The sequence below is a fragment of the Pseudoalteromonas sp. SIMBA_162 genome (genome assembly GCF_046535955.1).
GTDB classification, from domain to species: domain Bacteria; phylum Pseudomonadota; class Gammaproteobacteria; order Enterobacterales; family Alteromonadaceae; genus Pseudoalteromonas; species Pseudoalteromonas marina.
In genome coordinates, this window is record NZ_JAWJBQ010000018.1 from 66,701 (window position 1) to 82,925 (window position 16,225).

Annotated in this window: 17 protein-coding genes; all 17 read right to left on the minus strand. The window is 41.2% G+C overall.

Annotation, left to right across the window (positions count from 1 at the left end; all coding sequences use genetic code 11):
• Positions 1-3: 3 nt before the first annotated feature.
• Positions 4-774 (minus strand): ParA family protein, encoded by a 771-nt coding sequence (locus R0J88_RS13925; RefSeq protein ID WP_006792761.1) that lies wholly within the window; start codon positions 772-774, stop codon positions 4-6.
• 12 nt (positions 775-786) lie between these two features.
• On the minus strand, positions 787-1,746 hold the full coding sequence (locus tag R0J88_RS13930) for a flagellar motor protein MotB (RefSeq protein ID WP_243532975.1): 960 nt from the start codon (positions 1,744-1,746) through the stop codon (positions 787-789).
• A 2-nt stretch (positions 1,747-1,748) separates the two neighbouring features.
• Positions 1,749-2,513, minus strand: coding sequence for a flagellar motor protein (locus tag R0J88_RS13935; protein ID WP_410900201.1), 765 nt, complete (start codon positions 2,511-2,513; stop codon positions 1,749-1,751).
• Positions 2,506-3,660 carry a protein-glutamate methylesterase/protein-glutamine glutaminase gene (locus R0J88_RS13940; RefSeq protein ID WP_410900202.1) on the minus strand — a complete coding sequence of 385 codons (1,155 nt, stop codon included), beginning with the start codon at positions 3,658-3,660 and terminating at the stop codon, positions 2,506-2,508. Before R0J88_RS13940 ends, R0J88_RS13935 begins: the two co-directional genes overlap by 8 nt.
• Before the next feature lie 59 nt (positions 3,661-3,719).
• Complete coding sequence (locus R0J88_RS13945) at positions 3,720-5,963, minus strand: chemotaxis protein CheA (RefSeq protein WP_243532969.1); 2,244 nt, start codon at positions 5,961-5,963, stop codon at positions 3,720-3,722.
• A 15-nt stretch (positions 5,964-5,978) separates the two neighbouring features.
• On the minus strand, positions 5,979-6,746 hold the full coding sequence (locus R0J88_RS13950) for a protein phosphatase CheZ (protein ID WP_006792756.1): 768 nt from the start codon (positions 6,744-6,746) through the stop codon (positions 5,979-5,981).
• A gap of 18 nt (positions 6,747-6,764) precedes the next feature.
• Entirely contained in the window at positions 6,765-7,148 is a 384-nt protein-coding gene (gene cheY, locus R0J88_RS13955; RefSeq protein WP_008132609.1) for a chemotaxis response regulator CheY, read from the minus strand.
• A gap of 39 nt (positions 7,149-7,187) precedes the next feature.
• Positions 7,188-7,898, minus strand: coding sequence for an RNA polymerase sigma factor FliA (locus tag R0J88_RS13960; protein ID WP_008132612.1), 711 nt, complete (start codon positions 7,896-7,898; stop codon positions 7,188-7,190).
• A 26-nt stretch (positions 7,899-7,924) separates the two neighbouring features.
• Complete coding sequence (locus tag R0J88_RS13965; RefSeq protein ID WP_006792753.1) at positions 7,925-8,785, minus strand: MinD/ParA family protein; 861 nt, start codon at positions 8,783-8,785, stop codon at positions 7,925-7,927.
• Entirely contained in the window at positions 8,778-10,253 is a 1,476-nt protein-coding gene (gene flhF / locus R0J88_RS13970) for a flagellar biosynthesis protein FlhF (protein ID WP_277054197.1), read from the minus strand. Before flhF ends, R0J88_RS13965 begins: the two co-directional genes overlap by 8 nt.
• Positions 10,254-10,273: 20 nt before the next feature.
• Entirely contained in the window at positions 10,274-12,382 is a 2,109-nt protein-coding gene (gene flhA / locus R0J88_RS13975) for a flagellar biosynthesis protein FlhA (protein ID WP_006792751.1), read from the minus strand.
• Positions 12,383-12,455: 73 nt separating this feature from the next.
• On the minus strand, positions 12,456-13,586 hold the full coding sequence (gene flhB / locus R0J88_RS13980) for a flagellar biosynthesis protein FlhB (protein ID WP_010555918.1): 1,131 nt from the start codon (positions 13,584-13,586) through the stop codon (positions 12,456-12,458).
• A gap of 9 nt (positions 13,587-13,595) precedes the next feature.
• Complete coding sequence (gene fliR, locus R0J88_RS13985; RefSeq protein WP_006792749.1) at positions 13,596-14,375, minus strand: flagellar biosynthetic protein FliR; 780 nt, start codon at positions 14,373-14,375, stop codon at positions 13,596-13,598.
• A 3-nt stretch (positions 14,376-14,378) separates the two neighbouring features.
• Positions 14,379-14,648 (minus strand): flagellar biosynthetic protein FliQ, encoded by a 270-nt coding sequence (locus tag R0J88_RS13990; protein WP_006792748.1) that lies wholly within the window; start codon positions 14,646-14,648, stop codon positions 14,379-14,381.
• A 40-nt stretch (positions 14,649-14,688) separates the two neighbouring features.
• Positions 14,689-15,429, minus strand: a complete 741-nt coding sequence (fliP, locus tag R0J88_RS13995) for a flagellar type III secretion system pore protein FliP (RefSeq protein WP_006792747.1) — start codon at positions 15,427-15,429, stop codon at positions 14,689-14,691.
• A gap of 4 nt (positions 15,430-15,433) precedes the next feature.
• Positions 15,434-15,817: a flagellar biosynthetic protein FliO gene (gene fliO / locus R0J88_RS14000; protein WP_006792746.1), complete on the minus strand. Its 384-nt coding sequence runs from the start codon at positions 15,815-15,817 to the stop codon at positions 15,434-15,436.
• Positions 15,814-16,212 carry a flagellar motor switch protein FliN gene (fliN, locus tag R0J88_RS14005; RefSeq protein WP_006792745.1) on the minus strand — a complete coding sequence of 133 codons (399 nt, stop codon included), beginning with the start codon at positions 16,210-16,212 and terminating at the stop codon, positions 15,814-15,816. The genes fliO and fliN overlap by 4 nt, the downstream gene beginning before the upstream one ends.
• Positions 16,213-16,225 lie beyond the last annotated feature (13 nt).

Consider the following 16,225-nt stretch of genomic DNA (forward strand, 5'->3'; position numbering starts at 1 on the left):
TCATTAACCTTGTTCAATTAAATAATCTAATAATGCTTTATAAGCAAATACACCACGAGAGCGAGGGCAAAACTCTATGGGTACTTTTTGTGCTAAGCTTGCATCTCTTAGTTTTGTGTCTACGGGAATAACACCTGGCCAAACTCTATTACCGTAGGTTTTTTGTAACGTTTTGTAGGCTTCGAGTGATGCCTTCGTTCTTTTATCGTACATTGTAGGTATTATAGTATATTCGTAACTTTTAGCTTGTGAGCTCTGCATTAATTCCATTGTACGCATCATTCTATCTAAGCCTTTAAGCGCTAAAAACTCAGTTTGAACAGGTACTAAAATGCGCTCACTCGCAGCCAATGCATTAACCATTAAAACCCCTAAAACAGGGGGGCAATCTAAAATAGCATAATCGTAATGTTCGCTTATTTTGGCAAGCGTCTTTTTTAAAATTAACCCCATGCCTGTTTTATTGCCCATGCTTCTATCTAATGTAGCAATAGCCATAGTAGCAGGTAATATATCTAAATTTTCGAGAGTGGATGGGCACAATGCTTGAAGTATTTCCTCACTTTGCATACTAGTTCCACGAGCGAAAATATCGTAAACGCTGACTTCTAAATCTTCAGAATCAATACCAAAGTAATACGTTAAAGACGCATGAGGATCGGTATCTATTAGTAATACACGTTTACCCTGCAGTGCTAAAGTACCAGCAAGACTGACCGCAGTCGTTGTTTTACCAACGCCACCTTTTTGGTTGGCTACAGTCCAAATCTTCACATCATATCCTAGTTACTGTTCATTGCGAGTTGTAATACGAATTCCACCATGTGGTAAACGAATAATTTTTATTGTGTCATCGTCTGACGGTAATTCTACTTCTGGCTCAGGCGCTACTGCCTCAACTATTGGCTCTTCTGCTGAATTATTTTTCTCTTCTGGCAACCCATATTTAGATAACGCTATTACTACTTTTCTATTTTCAGCTCGGCCCTCATCTGTGTCGTTAGGTGCAAAGGGTGAATACTGTCCATACCCTTCAATAGCCATTCGGGCCGAATTTATGCCAAGTGCTTCAAGCTCAACAAGTATTGAAGTTGCGCGAGCGACAGAAAGCTCCCAGTTAGAGCGAAATATTTCATTTTTAATTGTTTCATCATCTGTATATCCACGCACACGTATATAGTTATCCACTGGCGCGATAATATCTTTTACAATTTTAACAACTTGTTTTGCTCTAGAATGAGCAACTGCGCTACCACTTGAAAATAACATACCTGAACTCAGTTCTATTATGAGCCAATCTTGATGCAATTCTAGATTGGCTTCACCATCACGTATTTCATCAATAAGCGCTGACTGAAGTTTCGTTAATAAGCTATCAAGTGGTTTTCCTAAATATTTTTGCTGTATATTACTTGTCTCACTTTGGCCGTCTAACAACTCTGGGCCTTGCTCTTCCTTGTTGATACTTTCGCCATACAGCAATTCATCTTCAGGAGTAACCCTATCAGTAAGTATTCCAGTACCATCTACCCCCGTACCTTGCTGAGAATAAACACGAGCCGACTTGTCGAATACTTGCTCTAGGGAATCGGATAAAATTTGGAAGTTTTCTTCTTTGTTAATCGCAATCGCATACATTACAACAAAGAAGGCAAACATAATGGTCATATAATCCGCATAAGATACTAACCAGCGCTCTGTATGCTGGTTTTTATGGGCCGAGCGACCAAATCGTCGACGCATCATTTTTATGCGTCCACTAGGCTTGGCCGTTCAACACGATAAGCTTCTAACTTTAGCTCAATGTTCATTGGGCTTTGGCCATCGCTGATTGCAATTATCCCTTCTGCAAGCATTTCGTGGTAAAGCATCTTTTCTTCTACACGTTGCTTGAGCTTATGTGCCATTGGCAAAAATAATAAATTAGCTAACCCCACCCCATAAATCGTTGCAATAAAGGCTGTTGCAACTCCAGCGCCAAGCAATTGCGGATCGGTAATAAAAGACATAGCCTGAATGAGCCCAAGAACAGCTCCTAAAATACCGATGGTAGGGCTATAACCGCCCATTGCTTCGTATACACGTGCAGCTTCAAGCAAACGCTCACGCTCCAACATTAAATCTATTTCAAGCGTATCACGTAGCCTCTGCTCTGAACCGCCATCAACAAGTATACTCAGCCCTTTTGCGGCATATACATCTGAGTGAGTTAGGGCCTCATCCTCTAATGCCAAATACCCCTCTTGTCTCGCTTTGTGAGACCAACGTTTAACTTGCTCAATTGCATCATCAATATTGTAATTGGGAGTCACAAATACCCAGTGACTCATTCTAAGCATTTTTTTAAAGGTACTAGTAGACGTTTGCAGCATTACAGCGCCTACGGTCCCACCTAGTACTATAATAAGCGCAGGACCATTAAAAAGTGCGGCAATAACACCACCTTCTAAATGATAGCCAATTGCTATAGCACTTAGTGCAACAATTAAACCAAGTACAGAAAGCTTATCCACAACCGGTTTCGCTTTTTATCCGCGTTGCAATATCGTCAAGCGCTAAACTCTCACTTGAAAGCCCCGCATTAGCAACAGCTTGTGGCATACCATAAACAACACAGCTCTTTTCATCTTGTGCCCAAATAGTGGCGCCAGTTTGTTTTAACATTCTTGCGCCATCTCTACCATCAGCCCCCATGCCGGTTAAAATAATAGCTAAAACATCTCCCTGATAAGCTTTTGCAATACTTGCAAATGTAACGTCAACACTGGGTTTATAAGTGATTCGCTCGCTATTGTCTTCAAAAACGCGCAATGTTTTAGAACCACCTCGACCTTCAACCATCATTTGTTGCCCGCCAGGAGCCAAATAGGCAGTTCCAGGATCAAGACGATCACCTTGCTGTGCTTCTTTTACTTTTATTTTGCACAATCCATTTAAACGAGCTGCAAATGCCGGTGTAAAAGCAGCAGGCATATGCTGGATAAGTAAAATGGGATGCGGAAAATTAGCGGGTAATTGCGTAAGCACATTTTGTAAAGCAACAGGACCACCAGTAGATGTACCGATAGCCACAAGCTTGTATTGCTTGCCACTTGCACGAGTTGGTACGTTGTTTTGTGTTTTTGTTAATGTCGATGCGGTTGTTGAACGCTGAAAACTTCTATCTGGTTGCCTGATTGAAGACCCAGTATTACTGGTTTTATCAGGCACAGAGCGTGCCGCTGGTTTCTGGTGTGTTATTGGCTTAAAGGCTCTAGGAATGCGCTTATTACCAATTTCTTTGACTTTAGCTTGAAGGAGCTTTATCGCATCTTCATTATTACGTGCAATATCTTCAAACTTTTTAGGTAAAAAATCCATCGCTCCAGCATCAAGCGCATCAAGTGTTGCTGTTGCGCCAGCACGGGTTAAAGAGGAAAACATTAAGATTGGCGTGGGGTTACTTGCCATTATCTCTTTAACAGCACTGATACCATCAAGCACAGGCATTTCTACATCCATCGTGATCATATCAGGACGAAGTTGAGCCGTTTTTTCTACAGCCTCTCTGCCATTAATGGCAAAACCTATAACTTGTATGTCGCTGTCTTGTTCAAGGATTTCGCTTACTCTACGACGAAAAAAGCTCGAATCATCAACAACTAAAACTTTTACGGCCATTTAGCTCTCTTATTAAATTTATACGTAGGCACGCATTTTATGTGTACCTACTTTATGATTTAGCCAGCGTAGTGTTTTAACATATTTGGAACATCTAAAATTAGTGCAATTCCACCATCTGATGTAATAGTTGCGCCTGCCATACCTGGGGTACCCTGCAAAAGAGCATCAAGAGGTTTAATTACAACTTCTTCTTGACCTATTAAAGAATCAACTACAAAACCAACCTGCTGAGTACCTATTTGAACAATAACAACATGACCTTGCGCTTTGCGCTGAGTGCGATCTGCTCCTTTAACTAACCAATGCTCAAGATAAAATAGCGGTATCGCTTTCTTACGTACAATAATGGTTAATTGACCATCAACAACATTTGTTTTGGTTAGATCTAAATGGAATATTTCACTTACACCAGCTAATGGTAATGCAAATGTTTGTTCGCCAACTACAACCATCAAGGTTGGTAATATCGCAAGTGTTAACGGTACTTTTATTTCTAAAATTGTACCAACACCTAGCTCTGACTGAATACTCACTGAGCCATTAAGTTGAGTGATTTTAGTTTTTACAACATCCATTCCCACACCACGGCCTGAGATGTCAGAGATCTCTTCTTTGGTCGAAAATCCTGGTGCAAAGATTAAATTGTACGCCTCGGTATCCGATAAACGGCTCGCCTGGTCGTGATCTAAAACGCCTTTACTGATTGCTATTTTTTTGAGCTTTTCAGCATCCATACCCGCACCATCATCTTTGATAGTTAACAAGATATGGTCGCCTTCTTGAGACGCTGAAAGCGTTACATTACCCGTTCTAGGTTTGCCTGCTGCTTCACGAGCTGCTGGCATCTCTATTCCGTGGTCAACTGAGTTTCTAACTAAGTGAACAAGCGGGTCTGCAAGTGCCTCAACCAAGTTTTTATCTAAATCAGTTTCTTCACCAACAAGCTGTAAACTAATATCTTTATTTAAGCTTCGTGCTAAGTCACGAACAACGCGAGGGAAGCGGCCAAATACCTTTTTAATTGGCTGCATTCGCGTTTGCATTACTGCGCCTTGGATATCAGCCGTCACAACATCTAAGTTAGAAATGGCTTTGCCCATTGCTTCACTTTCTGAGTTAGTGGCCAAACTTACCAATCTGTTACGAACAAGTACAAGCTCACCCACCATATTCATTATTTGGTCTAGGCGTTTTGTGTCAACTCGGACTGTTGTTTCTGCTTGCGGAGGAGCTGGCTTTTTCACAGCTGCAGGCGCTGGAGCTGCTTTTTCTGCAGGCTTTTGCACTGGTTTTGGCGCAGCGGCTTTTACAGGTTCAGGCTTTTTGACAGGCTCACTTACCTTAGCCACAGGTTTAGCAGCGGGCTTCGGCTCTGAAGCTGCAGGGCTCTCTATTGATTTAGGGGCACCTGATCCATGAAGTTCGTCAAGCAATGCTTCAAACTCATCATCGCTAATTTCATCATCGCTAGAATCACTTGCAGGTGAACGTGTTGAAGGCGTTGCAGAGCTTTCTGCAGAATTATTACTTGCTGTTTGCTCTTTTACAGGCTCACTGGCCGCAACAGCACCAAAGCTTCCAACGCCATGAAGTTCATCAAGTAAGTTGTCAAACTCATCATCTGTAATGTCTCCACTGACATCACTACTACTGGACGCGCTTTCAGCTACAGGGCTTTGACCTTTTCCATGTAATTCGTCTAGTAAGTTTTCAAATTCATCTTCTGTTATTTCGTCAATCTGAGTTTCATCATCGCTTTGTTCAACTGTTCCACCGCTAAATAGCTCGTCAAATGCAAACGGATCTTCTTCATCAGTTCCTGAGGCTTCCTCGGCAACTGGGGCATCAATAACCTCGGCTTGAGGTTCTTCAGTTGAATCAACTGGTGAGTCACCAGCAAGCTCTTCTTCTGTTGGAGGTAAACCTAGTTTATGAAGGGTTTCAAGAAGTTCGGGATCAGCGGGTTCTGGTTTGTCACGATTTTGAATGGTGGCAAACATCTCGTTAATCGTATCGAGAGCTTGTAAAATTACGTCCATCAATTCCGAATTAACCGTTCGTACGCCTTGCCTAAGCAGATCGAACACATTCTCTGCGCCATGACATGCGTCAACGAGCTCGGTCATAGCTAAAAACCCAGCACCACCTTTTACAGTGTGAAACCCTCTAAATATGGCATTGAGTAATTCGGTGTCCTCTGGATTGTTTTCCAGCTCAACTAACTGTTCAGATAAAAGCTCTAGGATTTCTCCTGCCTCTACAAGAAAGTCTTGTAAAATATCTTCATCGACTTCAAACATGCAGTTACTCTCCTCTTAGAAGCCCAAACTTGATAAAAGATCATCGACTTCATCTTGATCAGATACAACATCATTACGTGATTCTTTATCAATAATAGGGCCTTCTGGACCTGCTAAAGTTTGTTCGTCTAATGGTTCATTTGTTTTTTGTTGTTCTATTTTTTCGGCTTTACTTTCGCTTTGATCAGCGAAGGCTGTCAAAAGATGAATTAAGCTTTCTTCAACTTCTCTAACAAGCTCAATAACTCGGCGAATAACTTGTCCGGTTAAATCTTGATAGTCTTGTGCCATAAGTACATTAGTCATCAAACTTTGCAGCTCATCGGTTTTATGATGAGAATTGTTCATAAACTTATCAATGCTGTGGCATAACGATTTAAACTCCCCTAACTCAATCTCTCGATTCATTAGGCGATCCCATGTCGGTTTGATATGAGATATTTCATCTGCCAACTGTTGAGCAATTGGTAGGCTAGCCTCAACTGCATCCATTGTTTTATTCGCGGCATTTTCTGTCATTTCTATAACATAATTGAGCCGTTTTTTTGCATCTGGAATAGCATCGGTAGTTAAGTCAGATAAGCGAGTGTCTAGCTCAAAGCTTTTTAAAGCTTCATGCAATTGACGGGTTAACTTTCCAACCTCAGCAAATATTTCAGATTGCTCCTTAGAAGCGGTATCTAAAATTAACTGATTGGCTTTGTCTTGCTCACCGTTTTCTAGAAAAACAACGAGCTGACGAGCTTGTTCTAAAGTTATTTGAGGCGCAGCAAGTGCTGACATAAGCCTCTCCCCCTATCATTAGCCTAAACGTTCAAATACTTTTTCTAATTTAGTTTTGAGTGTTCCAGCAGTAAATGGCTTAACGATATAACCATTAACACCTGCCTGTGCTGCCGCTATAATTTGTTCTTTTTTAGCTTCAGCCGTTACCATCAATACTGGAATGTGTTTAAGCTTATCATCCGCACGTATTGCTCTTAGTAGGTCTATACCCTGCATTCCTGGCATATTCCAATCGGTAACAACAAAATCAAATACTTGATTTTGTAGCATTGGCAAAGCGGTTGACCCATCGTCTGCTTCTTGAACATTAGTGAAACCTAAGTCACGCAACAGATTTTTAATAATACGTCTCATTGTTGAAAAATCGTCAACAACCAGAATTTTCATGTTTTTATCCAAAACATCCCCCAGTGAGGTCTTAACCTTGTTTACTTACTACTAATTTATCCAGTCATTGATTTTAGCTTTAAGCTTAATCATCGCCTGACCATGTATTTGACTTACACGCGATTCACTTACATCGAGTATATGCCCTATTTCTTTTAAATTCATTTCATCGTTATAGTACAAAGACAGCACCATTGCATCACGTTCTGGTAAAGATTTTATTGCACCTAATAAAGACTCGTTAAACCGCTCATTTTTAACATTATTAAACGGTTTGTCTAGCGCTAAATCTTGGCCCACTGGACTGATGGCATCTTCATCAACACCAAGGTCTTCAATACCGAGTACTTTACTTGCATTTACATCGTTTAAGATATGATGGTACTCATTTAACGAAATTTCAAGTTTTTCAGCAACTTCTATATCTGTCGGCTCACGGTTTAAGCTTTTTTCTAAAAAAGCAATTGTTTCGGCCACCAAACGGCTTTTACGATGCACTGAACGGGGTGCCCAATCGCCACGTCGCATCTCGTCAAGCATTGCCCCACGAATACGAATCCCCGCAAAAGTTTCAAAGCTAGCCCCTTTGGTTGCATCAAAACTTTTAGATGCTTCAATCAGGCCTATCATTCCTGATTGGATTAAATCGTCCAGCTGCACGCTGGCTGGTAAACGCGCTATAAGATGACATGCCACTTTTTTGACAAGTGATGCATGTTTTTCAACAATCACATTTAAATTTTGTGCTGATTGATATCCCATAACTTTATTCACCAATGTTGTCATAATTAGCCGTTTACTAGTTTCTCTATGAAAAACTCCAGATGACCTGATGGTTGATTAGGTATTGGCCATTTAACTGCTTTTGTTGCTAATGCTTGAAACGCAAGTGCCGCCGGCGAATTAGGAAAAAGCTCTACAATAACTTTTTGGCGACGCGTTGCTTTGCGCATATTTTCGTCGTAGGGAACCGTTGCGACCAGGTCCATTGATACATCTAAAAAACGATCGGTCACTTTGGAAAGTTTAGCAAATAACTCTTGCCCTTCACGCATACTACGGACCATATTTGCAACAATTTTAAATTTGTATACACCATGCTCGCGACTCAACACTTTAATGAGCGCGTAAGCATCTGTAATCGATGTGGGCTCGTCGCATACAACAACCATGACGTCTTGTGCCGCGCGAGAAAAACTCAGCACCATGTCTGAAATACCTGCGGCTGTGTCGACAATTAAAATATCAAATTCTGTATTTAATTCACTAAAAGCCCGTATAAGTCCCGCGTGCTCTGAAGGCGACAATTCAACCATACTCTGAGAGCCTGACGTTGCGGGTACAATCTTTATACCTGCGGGGCCTTCAACTAAAATTTCATCAAGTTCACATTCACCAGATAAAACATGTGATAAGTTACGTTCAACACGTAGTCCTAGCATAACGTCACAGTTTGCTAAGCCTAAATCGGCATCAAGAACCAACACTCTGTTACCTTGCTGGCCTAATGCAATTGCAGTATTCAGAGAAACATTTGTTTTTCCTACTCCACCTTTACCGCCAGTGACAGCGATAACTTTTACGCCGTTGTTATTGTTTTGACTCATTTTGCGCAGGCCACTTGCTTGATCTAATACTGTGTTAATCATACATCCCTACTGTGCTTGGCGCCACTGCTTGGTGCCTTGAATGTTGTGCTTTTGCTCTTTTTAAATAGAGTTGCTCAGCCTTTTTAACTAGTTTTTCAGCATTTGCAACTCGAATATCTTCTGGTACTCGTTGACCGTTAGTAAGATACCCTATTGGAAGGCGATTTTGAATCGCTATACTAATAATCTCACCTAAACTTAAAGATTCGTCTAATTTGGTGAATATACAACCACTTAACTGCACTTTTTTAAAGTGCCTAACGGTTTCTTGCAACACATGTATTTGCGATGTTGCGCTGAGCACTAAATAACTGCGAATATCAACACGCTGATTACGCATTAGCGTATTAAGTTGCTCAGTTAAGCGCAAGTCGCGCTGGCTCATACCCGCAGTATCAATTAATACTAGTCGTTTATTTCGTAAATGATATAAAACTTCAGCTAATTCATTAGCATCTTTAACTTGCTTAACACCACAACCTATAATTCGGCCATAAGTGGCGAGTTGCTCATAAGCACCAATTCTGTATGTGTCTGTTGTGATTAAAGCGACTTTGTCTGCACCGTATTTTTGTGCGCCAAGTGCAGCTAATTTAGCAACGGTTGTTGTTTTGCCAACACCCGTTGGGCCGACTAAGGCGTATACACCGCCTTGACGTAAAATCTCGTTGTTGGTTGTCTGCATTTGATCTTCAACCATTGTTAGAAGAGCTTTCCAACCTTGCTGGCGAGATACATCGTCTGGTACGAAGCACGCCATTTGCTCAGCAACATCTTTATCTATTCCCATACCGACTAAACGATCAATCATGCATGCACGAGTAGGATCGCGTCTTGCCATGTCTTGTTGCATAAGCCCTGACACTTGATGTTCTAACAATTGACGAATGGCATTCATTTCGTCACGCATTGACGAAATTTGCTCACTTTCAGTATGCTTAGTTTCTTGGCGAGGTGTCACTGGACTGTCAAGATCATCAAAACCACTTTCTAAATCATCAAATCCAAGGCTGTCTGCTTGTGTTTGCGGACGCGCTGAAGCTTGACGTTCATTAGTGAACATAGGACGAGGACGCTGCTCTTGAACTGGCTCTTGGTAGTTGTCTGTAGTATCAATACCTGATTGAGAAAACATAGAAGCCAATTCTGCAGAACGAGGGCGTGGGGCTTGACGCTCTAATAATGCCTGAAGACTATCGGCTACTTTCGCTTGTGGCTCTGGTTTAGCGCGAAGAGGCTCTGGTTTTACAAAATTATGCACTGGCTGTGTTTTTGTTGAGCTTTGTGCTGGAGCGCTAAGTGCTTGCTCTTTTTTAGGGGCTGCTTTGTCATAATCTACTGCTGCTACAATTTCTACACCGTTAGCTAGTTTTTTATTTGACATAATAACCGCATCGACACCTAATTCGTCTTTAACTTCTTTAAGTACTGTGCGCATATCTTTAGCAAAAAAACGTTTTATTTTCATGATTCAACCCCTTTAAAATCTTATTGTTGGCCAACAGAGCTGACTATCTTGATCTGTCTTTCATCTGGTACCTCTTGATAAGACATCACCCTTAAACCTGGGATGGTGTACTTAACAAAACGAGATAACACAGTGCGTAACATTCCCGACGTTAGCAATATTGAAGGTTCACCGGACATTTCTTGATTTTGATGCGCTTCATTTAGTGACACTTGAAGTCGCTCTGCAAGTCCTGGTTCTATACCGGCACCTTCGTCGCCTGCATTTTGTAGTGACTGATGCAACATCTGTTCCAACTCAGGCGCCAAGGTTATGACAGGGATTTCTGAAGACATGCCTACAGCGTCTTGAACGATTAATCGACGTAATGAAATACGTACTGCAGCCGTTAGCACATCAGGGTCTTGACTACGTGGCCCATACTCAACAAGGGTTTGTACAATTGAGCGCATATCACGAATTGCAACGCCTTCATTAAGTAGGTTTTGTAGTACTTTTACAATCACAGTTAACGGTAATACGTCAGGGACTAGACCTTCAACTAAGCGAGGGTGGCTTTTACCTAACATATCTAATAAGTTCTGTACTTCCTCGTGACCTAACAACAGTGCTGCGCTGTTAGTGAGTAACTGGCTAATATGCGTAGCCACAACTGTCGCTGAATCCACCACGGTATAGCCAAGCGATTGTGCTTCGTCTTTTTGATCTGGTTTTATCCATACCGCATCAAGCCCAAAAGCAGGGTCTTTAGTTTCAACCCCTTTAATTGGCCCAAATACTTGACCAGGGTTTATTGCTAACTCATCACCATGCTTGAGTTCACCTTCACCGGTAGATACCCCCATAAGCGTAATTCTGTATGCATTAGGGTCAAGCTCTAAGTTATCGCGAATATGTACGGGTGGAACTAAAAAACCCAGCTCTTGAGAGAGCTTTTTACGAACACCCTTAATACGATTTAGCAGCTCTCCGCCTTGAGACTGGTCAACCAAAGGAATTAATCTGTAGCCCACTTCTAAGCCAATTACATCTACTTGCTGAACGTCATCCCAGCCAAGTTCTTTTTGCTCTTGCTTGTTGGCAACGCCCGTACCAGCAGTTCCATTTGCAGCAGCCTCGGCTTCTGCTGCAGCCACTTTTAATTTACTTTGTTGAGTGTAGTAAGCTAAATAACCTAATAATGCACCTAGGCTTAAAAATGCTAAATGAGGCATGCCAGGCACTAAGCCCATGGTAATTAAGATGCCAGAGGCTATAAATAAAGATTTTTCGTTGCCAAGTTGTTTCTTAAACTGGTCGCCCATATTGAGAGACTCGTTTTGGCGTGTTACTACAATTGCGGTACCAATTGATAGCAGTAATGAGGGGAGCTGAGCCACCAAGCCATCACCAATCGTAAGGAGTGTGTAAACTTCCATAGCTTGGCCAAAACTTAAATCGTGCTGGATCATGCCAACAAATAAACCACCAACAATGTTGATAATTAAAATGACGATACCAGCAATAGCATCACCTTTTACAAACTTACTTGCACCATCCATTGAACCATAAAAATCGGCCTCGCGGGTTACTTCTTCTCGGCGATCCCGCGCTTGCTCGGCACTAATAAACCCAGCGTTTAAATCAGCATCAATTGCCATTTGTTTACCAGGCATTGCATCAAGTGTAAAACGTGCAGATACCTCAGAAATACGCCCTGCACCTTTTGTGATTACTACAAAGTTAATAATAATCAGAATTAAAAACACCACTAAACCAACAGCATAATTACCGCCAATAACAACAGAGCCAAAGGCTTCTATTACCTTCCCCGCAGCATCTCCACCATTATGTCCCTCTAACAATACAACACGTGTACTGGCTACGTTAAGTGCTAAACGCATAATTGTGGCGATAAGCAACACGGCCGGAAACATACCAAACTCAACGGGTTTCATGGTGTAAACGGTGACGAGTAGAACCACCAACGCTAACGCAATATTGAATGAAAAAAGGATATCAAGTAAAAATGGCGGTAACGGTAAAATGACCATTCCCAAAGCTGCAAGCACAAGCAAAGGCGTACCTACGCCCTTTGCATATTCTTTTTTATCTGCATTAAGTTGTTGTAATACCGCTTTAAAACTCATAATTCTACAATTTCAAAAAATTGACACTACGTAGAAGTAGCAATAACTATTCCAAGTTAATAAAGGGGTAATATTAATACCTGTAGGCATCAGGAATGGGGAGCTTTTTATTAAGCTTAGTCGGGCGTTTTCCGCGACCTTTATTGAAGCGTTTTAGCTGAAAAACATAAGCTAGCACCTGTGCAACGGCAGTAAACAGTTGATCAGGAATTTGTTCTCCTACTTCTGCGGTATGATAAAGCGCTCGAGTAAGCATTGGCGACTCAACAATGGGTACATCATTACCGTTTGCCACTTTTCGAATTTGCATAGCCAGTTCATCCACGCCTTTAGCAAGCACTATAGGTGCTCCGGCTCGCTCAGTGTCGTATTTAAGAGCAACAGAATAATGCGTTGGGTTGGTAACAACTACATCGGCATCGGGCACGTCTTGCATCATTCTTTTTTGAGACATTTGTCTCTGAGTTTGCCTAATACGCGCTTTTATTTGAGGGTCACCTTCAGAGTTTTTGTACTCATCTTTTACTTCTTGCAGTGTCATTTTTAACTGCTTATGGTGAGTATGACTTTGATACGGGGCATCGATTGCTGCAATAATTACCAATGTGCACGACAATGCCAAAAACATCCACGAGAGGATTTCGAGCGCATGGATAATATTATTAGGTGCAGACTCAATGCTTAAGTGTAATATTTCGTCAAAAAAGGTATTAATTAAAAAAAAGGCAAAACTTGCGACCACTAAAAACTTTAAAATAGCTTTAGTAAGCTCTACCGCAGCTTGTGGGCCAAACATGCGTTTAAAGCCTTTAAATGGAGACATTTTACTTGCTTTAGGAGCGGCTGCTTGCCAACTAAAATTAAAGCCACCTAGTAAAGTATTACCTATAATGCCCGCAAATAAAATAATGAATACAAACATAGCCATAGGAAAAATAAGCGCGTCGGCAACACTGGACCAAACCGCAAACATTTTAGTGGTATCGTAGGTTTCATTTCGATTAAGGCTGAGCATTCTGCCCATAATATTGTATAACCCCTTACCAATTTCAGGGCCGTACATTAACAATGAAATAGCTGAAAATATAAGAACAAACATAGTGCCTAATTCTTTTGAACGAGCAACCTGCCCTTTCTTTTTAGACTCTTCTATTTTTTTCCCTGTGGGTTCTTCTGTTTTTTCTTGACCTGAATCTTCAGCCATAACACACTCCTAAGGTGAACAACCAACTAAGGTACACATTAGTTCGATCATTTTAAGCCACTGAAATTCAAATTGCAGGATGAAGTTGCCTAGTGTTGCCCAAATAATGACAAGCCCTGCAACAAGGGTGAATGGAAAACCAATAGCAAAAATATTTAGCTGAGGCGCCGCACGGGTCATAATACCAAATGAAATATTAATAACTAGCATTGCCGTCAATGGTGCAAGTGAGAGCACTAAAGCCGTTGTAAACATCCAACCGCCCCACGTTACAATATCCCAGTAATGATCTACTGACCACCAATTACCATCAATTGGCAGTACTTCAAAACTATGTACAACCATCTGTATCATCATTAAATGGCCATTGAATACAAAAAATAATAGTGTTGCTAAAATAAGAAAAAACTGACCAACAGCCGGAACGCTGGCCCCATTTGAGGGGTCAATGACAGAGGCAAAACCTAAACCGGTTTGCATAGCAAGTATCTGACCTGCCAAAACGAAGGTATTGAGTAACAAGGTAGAAGCAAAGCCAATCGCTATTCCAATAAGCATTTGCTGTATGACCACTAAAATCATTTCAAACGAAAACAAGTTAGTAAATGTAGCTGGAGGAAGAACAGGCACAACCAAAAGAGTCACGACCACTGATAAACCCAGCTTTATACGTGTTGGCACATTTTTAGCGCCTAATCCCGCCATTATCATAATCATAGAACTAATACGTACCAAAGGTAGTAAAAAGTCGCTCAACCATTGAATGACAACTGAAAACGGGTACTCCACTTGCTAACCTGCAATTTCGGGAATGAGCAACACCAACCGGGTAAAAAAGTCCATAAGTTCTTGTGTAAACCAGTGACCACCAACAATTAATGCACTTATAGTAATTAGCAAACGCGGTAAAAAACTCAACGTTTGTTCATTGATAGACGTAGCCGCTTGAAACACCGCCACCACTAGGCCAATAATTAAACCTGGAACAACAATAGCCGATACTAATTTAATAACTAAAAACAGTGCATCGCTAAGAATATCAACAAAAATTTCTGGTTCCATGCTGTAATCCTATCTTTCAGTTACATTCAAAAAATACATACTATGTTCCTAAACCAAAGCTTTTGGCGAGGGTTCCCATCACTAAGCTCCAGCCATCAACAAGTACAAACAGCATTATTTTAAAGGGTAAGGAGACAATCATGGGGGAGAGCATCATCATACCCATAGCCATGAGTACAGACGCAACAACTAAGTCGACGATTAAAAAAGGTATAAAAAACATGAATCCTATGATGAACGCAGTTTGCAGTTCGCTTGTTACAAATGCGGGTATAAGAACTATAAGCGGAGTTTCTTCAGGTGACTCTAGCTTGTCGTAGCCTGCTATTTTGGCAAATGTTTCTAAGTCTTTTAAACGAACCTGCGAGAGCATAAATGCTTTCATTGGCTCTTTTGCAAGCTCCAACGCTTGTACAGACGTAACTTGCTCATTTAAATAAGGCTCTATGGCTACGTCATTAACCTTTTGATAAATAGGCGCCATGATAAAAATACTTAAAAATAAAGACATGCCCAACAGTACTTGATTAGAGGGTGTTTGCTGCAAACCAATTGCTTGGCGTAAAATTGCGAGTACAACAATGATACGTGTAAAAGACGTCATCATGATTATGGCTGCCGGAATAAAACTCAGCGCCGTCATAATGGCTAAAACTTGCAATGTCACCGAGTAATCTTGTGTGCCATCTGCGTTTGTTGTGATAGTAAGCGCATCAATACCTTCAGCGCTTACGCTTGGAACAAACACAATGGCAAAAATAATTAGCAGCCACTTAGTCATAGGTTTAGTTCTTTTTATTTTGTTTCGATTTGGGGTTTAACAGTTTACTAAATTGCTTAGCAAGTTCTGGGATTTCTTTTTCACTCAGTGGTGATTCTAATTTATGAAGGTAATTAATACTGTGCGGCGTGACGCCTAATAAATGCTGCGCATTATCAATTTCTACCACCATTAAGCGTTCGCGTGAGCCTAAGGGAAGACTTCGAACCACTTTAAATTCATCACTGTTTGCCAAATTAGGATTAAGTTTTTTTACAAAAATAGCCAGAACAACAATGAGCACTAGCACCACAATAAGCGAAAGCACCATAGAAATTAAATCGCCCGTAGGCGTAACTGACTCTGTTTTTGTAAATACAGACGCTGTTAGCGCAAAAAAGGCACTCATCGTAACTTTTTGATCCGCTCTACTTGGCTGATAACATCCGTTAGACGAATACCAAACTTGTCATTTACCACGACCACTTCACCGTGAGCAATTAAGGTACCATTAACCAATACATCTAATGGCTCACCAGCAACACGATCAAGCTCAACTACAGAGCCTTGGTTAAGTTGTAGCAAATTACGAATATTAATTTTTGAGCGTCCAACTTCCATCGATATAGTCACTGGGATGTCTAAAATTGTATCGAGCTTGCGCTTTTCTTCGCCTGTTATTTCGCTTTTTTCATCACTTAATTCATCAAGTTCGGCAACTTGCGCTTCGCCAGCATCATCGCCGCCTTCAGCCTCAGCAAGTGCGGCTGCCCATTCGTCCATTGTGTCTTGATCATCGCTCATACGTTTAACCTTT